Annotated in this window: 4 protein-coding genes; 2 read left to right on the top strand and 2 right to left on the bottom strand. The window is 43.3% G+C overall.

All coding sequences use genetic code 11. The annotated features are described in order from the left end of the window. The first annotated feature begins 44 nt into the window (after nt 1-44). Nucleotides 45-1,892: an LTA synthase family protein gene (locus K1X82_14520; protein MBX7183323.1), complete on the top strand. Its 1,848-nt coding sequence runs from the start codon at nt 45-47 to the stop codon at nt 1,890-1,892. Nucleotides 1,893-1,912: 20 nt separating this feature from the next. Then, a complete protein-coding gene (uvrC, locus tag K1X82_14525; GenBank protein ID MBX7183324.1) occupies nt 1,913-3,718 on the top strand; it encodes an excinuclease ABC subunit UvrC in 1,806 nt (601 codons plus the stop codon). A gap of 344 nt (nt 3,719-4,062) precedes the next feature. Here uvrC and lpdA read toward each other — a convergent pair whose 3' ends face one another. Together lpdA and K1X82_14535 are read right to left on the bottom strand one after the other, a co-directional pair. Next, the gene (lpdA, locus tag K1X82_14530) at nt 4,063-5,454 is read right to left on the bottom strand and encodes a dihydrolipoyl dehydrogenase (GenBank protein MBX7183325.1); all 1,392 of its coding nucleotides are present in this window, start codon (nt 5,452-5,454) and stop codon (nt 4,063-4,065) included. Between the two features lie 73 nt (nt 5,455-5,527). Then, nucleotides 5,528-5,800: DNA-3-methyladenine glycosylase I (locus K1X82_14535; protein ID MBX7183326.1), on the bottom strand; the 273-nt coding region annotated here is incomplete at its 5' end.

Below are 5,800 nucleotides of genomic sequence, written 5' to 3' on the forward strand. Positions count from 1 at the left end.
ACAGAAATTGATTTCTTCCATCAAAAGGTTTTATTGAAAAACAAATGAAATTAGAATTGCTGAAGCTTTGGCTGCAATGGTTAGCCTTTTGGTTGCTTTTGTTTTTACTGGGCCGATTGGTATTTATAGCCATTATTTTTTCCTTTGGATTTGCACCACCCGCTCAATGGCCCGAATCTATCCTTCATTCCTTGCGATTGGATATTTCCATGGCATCTTATTTCTTGTTGCTTCCTTGGTTGTTGACCGGCTTGTTTTTCTTCCTTTCCAAAAAAGCCTGGAGCAAGGCTGTAGACGGGATTTTTATAGTGGTTTTATTGCTTAACGCCTTCATCACCATTGGGGAAGCTTGTTTATACACCGAATGGAAATCCAAACTCACCGCACAAGCGCTTACCTATTTGACCACACCCGATGAAGTAGCAAAATCGGCTAACTTAGCCATAACCATTACATTTCTCGGATTAAGCCTTGGCTTGTTCTTAGTGTCGGTTTGGGTATACTTTCGCTTTTTTCGCCTACCCTCTTCTTTCCAGGCTTCCTGGAAATGGGCGGTGCCGCAATGGTTACTGGGGTGTGCAGCTCTGTTGGTTGGTGTTCGGGGCGGTTTTCAAAATTTTCCTATCTCCCGAAGCGATGCTGTTTTTTCCACCAATCCCGTTTTAAACGACCTGGCCATTAATCCCGCCTGGAACCTTGCTAAAGATTGTTTGGAATACTATGCCAACAACCGAAGCAATCCCTACATTGAAATGCCGGAAGACCAGGCTCAAGCCATCGTTGATAGTCTTTATTACATCCCAAAAGATACCAGTATTTCTATCCTTTCTCAAGCCCGTCCCAACGTGGTGTTTATTATCCTGGAGAGCTGGACTGCCTACGCTTCCAAATCGTTGGGAGGAGACTCATTCACTCCTTTTTTTGATAGTTTGGCTCAACAAGGTTTGCTTTTTACTCGTTGCTATTCCAATGGCTATATTTCAGACCAAGGTATGCCGGCTATACTAAGCAGTCAGCCTTGTACCCGACGCATGAGTCTGATTAATCAAACTCAAAAAGCCCGCCGGATTCCTTGTATCAATGAGGTTATGAAGGCCAACGGTTACCAAACCGGCTTTTTATTTGGTGGAGATCTCAATTATGGAGATATGAAAAGCTATATTCTTAGCAAAGGCTTTGATGTGGTATTGGATGAAAAAAATGTTCCTCCAAGCCCCAACAAATCCAAATTGGGAACCAATGATTGGGAAATGGCAACCATCGTAAACCGTAAAATTGCCGAAAGTAAAACTCCTTTTTTTCATGTTTGGTATACCCTAAGTTCTCATTCTCCTTTTGATATCCCTGATCCAATTGAATCACTCACTCCGGTTGAAAATTTGTATATCAATTCGATTCGGTTTTCGGATAAAGCATTGGGTCGGTTTTTTCAAATTGCCCGCACTCAAGCCTGGTATAACAATACTCTTTTTGTGCTTGTTTCCGACCACAGCCATTACAACCATCGCCAAATAGAATCGCATACCATGGAGTATCACCGCATTCCTTTCCTCCTCATGGGGCCGGCACTTCGCCCTGAATGGAAAGGAAAAACCTGGGACAAGGTGGTTTCTCAGCTGGATATAACGCCTTCCATTTTAGCTCAATTGAAGTTCGATCGCTCTGCCTTCTTTTGGGGTAAAAACATCTTTAATCCTTACACCAAACCTTCTGCTTTTTTTACCTTGTACTTCGGATCAGGGCTGGTAGAAGAAGATGGCTATGTTTCTTTTTCTCAGGATTATTCATGGTATATGGGTACTGATATACCGGATACGAACAGACAAGAACTGGTAGCCCGGCATGGAAAAGCAATGCAGCAACGTGTTTTCGACGATTATTTGAAACGCTAGTTCTACCTTTGTGCCCTGCTATGGAAGTTAGAAGCCTGGATACTATTCTGAAAACCTTGCCCGATAAACCGGGCGTGTACCAGTATTTCGACAAAGAAGGTAAAATTCTGTATGTGGGAAAGGCTAAGTCTCTGAAAAAGAGAGTTAGCAGTTATTTTAATAAGCAAACATTCGAGAACGGTAAAACAGCGGTTTTGGTCCGTAAAATCGACGATATTCGGTTTACGGTAGTCGATAATCCGCTGGAAGCATTGCTGCTGGAAAATAGCTTGATCAAAAAGCTTCAGCCCCGCTACAATGTGATGTTAAAAGATGACAAAACCTATCCTTGGATTGTTATCAAAAATGAAGCATTTCCCCGCATTTTCCCCACAAGACGAATGATCAAAGATGGTTCGGAATATTTTGGTCCTTATGCCTCGGTGGTGATGATGAAAACCTTGCTCGACCTCATTAAGCAGTTGTACCCCCGCCGCACCTGTCCGCTAAACCTGACTAAACAAAACATCCAAGCCGGAAAATTCCGGGTTTGCCTCGAATACCACATTGGCAATTGCAAAGCTCCTTGTGTTGGGAAACAATCCGAAGCGGAGTATGCCGAAATGGTGCAACAGGTGAGGGAAATTATCAAAGGAAATTTGGGCGAAGTGTTGGGTATGCTTAAATCCGAAATGAAGGAAAAAGCGGCTAACCTGGAGTTTGAGCAAGCCCAAAAAATTAAAGAGAAAATAGATATTCTTGAAAACTTCCAGGGTAAATCAACCATTGTAAATCCTTCTATTTCCAATGTGGATGTATTTGGTATGGCCGGCGATGAATCCTATGCCTTCGTACATTATATGAAAGTAACCAATGGAGCCATTGTTCAAACCCATACCGTGGAAATGAAAAAGAAATTGGATGAAACCAAGGAGGAATTGTTGCTCCTGGCTATGGCCGATATTCGGGAGAAGTTCCGCAGTTTGAGCAAAGAGGTTTTAGTGCCTTTCTTGCCCGAAATGGAATTTCCGGATATCCATTTTAACGTGCCTCAACGCGGTGATAAACGAAAATTGCTTGAACTGTCTCAGCGAAATGCTGAACAATACCAAAAAGACCGGCAATCGCAAATTGCTTTAGTTGACCCTGAAAGGCATTCCAACCGAATTATGGAACGCATGATGCAAGATCTTCGGATGAAAGAAAAACCCACCCACATCGAGTGTTTCGATAATTCCAATATCCAGGGAACCAATCCGGTTAGTGCCATGACCGTTTTTAAAAATGGTAAACCTTCCAAAAAAGACTACCGCCATTTTAATATCCGAACTGTGGTAGGACCCAATGACTTTGCCAGCATGGAAGAAGTTATTTTTCGACGCTATAAACGGGTACTCGATGAAGGTTTATCCATGCCACAACTCATTGTTATTGACGGAGGTAAAGGCCAACTTTCATCGGCAGTGCAATCCTTGTCGCAATTGGGACTTATGGGAAAAGTAACCGTTATTGGTATTGCCAAAAAGCTGGAAGAAATTTACTTCCCCAACGATAGCTTGCCCTTGTATTTGGATAAACGCAGTGAAACCTTAAAGATTATTCAGCAAATTCGTGATGAGGCTCACCGTTTTGGAATTACCCACCATCGAAGCAAGCGTAACAAGTCCACTTTGCAAACCGAACTCACCCAAATTCAAGGAATTAGCGATAAAACCGCCGAGAAATTACTGGTTGAATTCCGTTCGGTGAAGGGTGTTTCGGAGGCAAGTTCGGAGGAATTGTACCAGGTTGTTGGACAAGCCAAAGCCAAGCTCATCAGGGAGTATTTTGACAAGAAACAAGGCTAGCCAAGTACTAAAATTATAACAATTTTCCTGACAGATAAACTTCAGCCCTCTTAGAAGGGCAAGCGCTTGTTTAAACCATTTCTCCTCCAGTTCAAAGGTTGGTAAACGCTAGACAGATTGGGTTTGCACCCTCGGGCAACGATAGAGCCAGGTAGCCCACAGGACCCCTATGGCGTTAGCCTAGGGGGACGAGGACTACAGGCGATAGCGTGACCCGAAGCCCTTTGCAGGTAGAAAAGGTTTATGCAGGAAAAATGGAGGGCGAGGGGGCCCGCCAAATCATCTTAAAAAATCTAAACCTACTCCTGATGAAAATTTAGTCAGAAAATAATATAAGTGGTTGATTACAAATGAATTACTTCGCCATAAGCTGCTGCTGCCGCTTCCATAATAGCCTCGCTCATAGTTGGGTGAGGATGCACAGCCTTAATCATCTCGTGACCGGTAGTTTCCAATTTACGCGCCACCACAATTTCGGCAATCATTTCAGTTACATTCAATCCAATAAGGTGAGCGCCAAGCAATTCGCCGTATTTAGCATCGAAAATGAGTTTAACAAAACCGTCTTTGCTACCAGCCGCACTTGCTTTACCGGAGGCAGAATATGGAAATTTACCGATTTTAAGTTCGTAACCGGCTTCTTTAGCGGCCTTTTCGGTCATACCAACAGATGCCACTTCGGGCTGGCAATAGGTGCAACCCGGAATATTGTTGTAATCGAGAGGTTCGGGATGATGGCCGGCAATTTTTTCAACACAAATAATACCTTCCGCACTGGCAACGTGGGCTAAGGCTTGTCCTCCAACACAATCGCCAATGGCATAATAGCCGGGCATATTGGTTTGGTAATATTCGTTGGTTAGGATTTTTCCTTTATCAGTAGCGATTCCAACTTCTTCCAATCCAAGTCCTTCGAGGTTAGCGGCAATTCCTACGGCCGACAAAACGATATCGCATTCCACGGTTTGTTCGCCCGATTTGGTTTTGATTTTTACTTTACAGCCTGTGCCGGTGGTGTCAACACTTTCCACACTGCTTTCTGTCATCACTTCCATGCCAATTTTTTTGAAGCTTCTGGCCAATTGTTTTGAAACTTCTTCGTCTTCCAAAGGAACGATGTTGGGCATAAATTCAACCAGGGTTACCTTGGTTCCCATGGTTTGGTAGAAATAGGCAAACTCACTTCCAATAGCACCACTTCCTACCACCACCATGGATTTAGGCTGACTTGGCAAGGTCATGGCTTCGCGGTATCCAATTATTTTTTTACCATCTTGTTTTAGGTTGGGTAGTTCCCTGCTCCTTGCTCCAACGGCTAAAATGATGCTGTTGGCAGTATATTCGGTTGTTTGGCCATCGTCTGATTTCACTTCCACCTTTTTGCCAGCCTTTACCTTTCCAAAACCTTTAATAATTTCGATTTTGTTCTTTTTCATAAGAAATTGAACCCCTTTGCTCATTCCATCGGCTACATCACGGCTGCGTTTTACCACTGCCGAAAAATCAACTTCAGCACCTCCGTTAAGTTTGATTCCATAGTCGGATGCGTGGTTCAGGTATTCAAAAACCGAGGCAGATTTTAACAAGGCTTTGGTTGGAATACAACCCCAGTTTAAGCAGATTCCGCCTAGTTCGGAACGTTCTACAATAGCTGTTTTTAAACCTAATTGAGATGCGCGTATGGCGGCAACGTATCCACCCGGACCGCTACCAATGACGATTAAATCGAAGTTCATGTGTGAAATTTGGGACGAAAGTAAGAAAATTACCTGCAGTTAAAGGATGAAAGTTCAGGATAAACTGCCCGACTTAAGACTGATTGGGGTGGCAATGACAATCTACAGTGTGGTCGTTAATCATGCCTACAGCCTGCATAAAGGCATAGCAAATGGTGGTGCCGCAAAATTTAAATCCACGTTTTTTCATGTCTTTGGCCATAGCATCGCTCTCCGGAAAAGAAGCAATATAATCCTTGATGGTTTTAGGGTTGCGCTGAATGGTTTTATGGCCGGTAAAGGACCAGATATACTTATCAAAACTTCCAAACTCTTGTTGAACAGCCAAATAAGCCTTGGCATTTCC

This window comes from Bacteroidia bacterium (genome assembly GCA_019695265.1).
Taxonomy (GTDB): domain Bacteria; phylum Bacteroidota; class Bacteroidia; order JAIBAJ01; family JAIBAJ01; genus JAIBAJ01.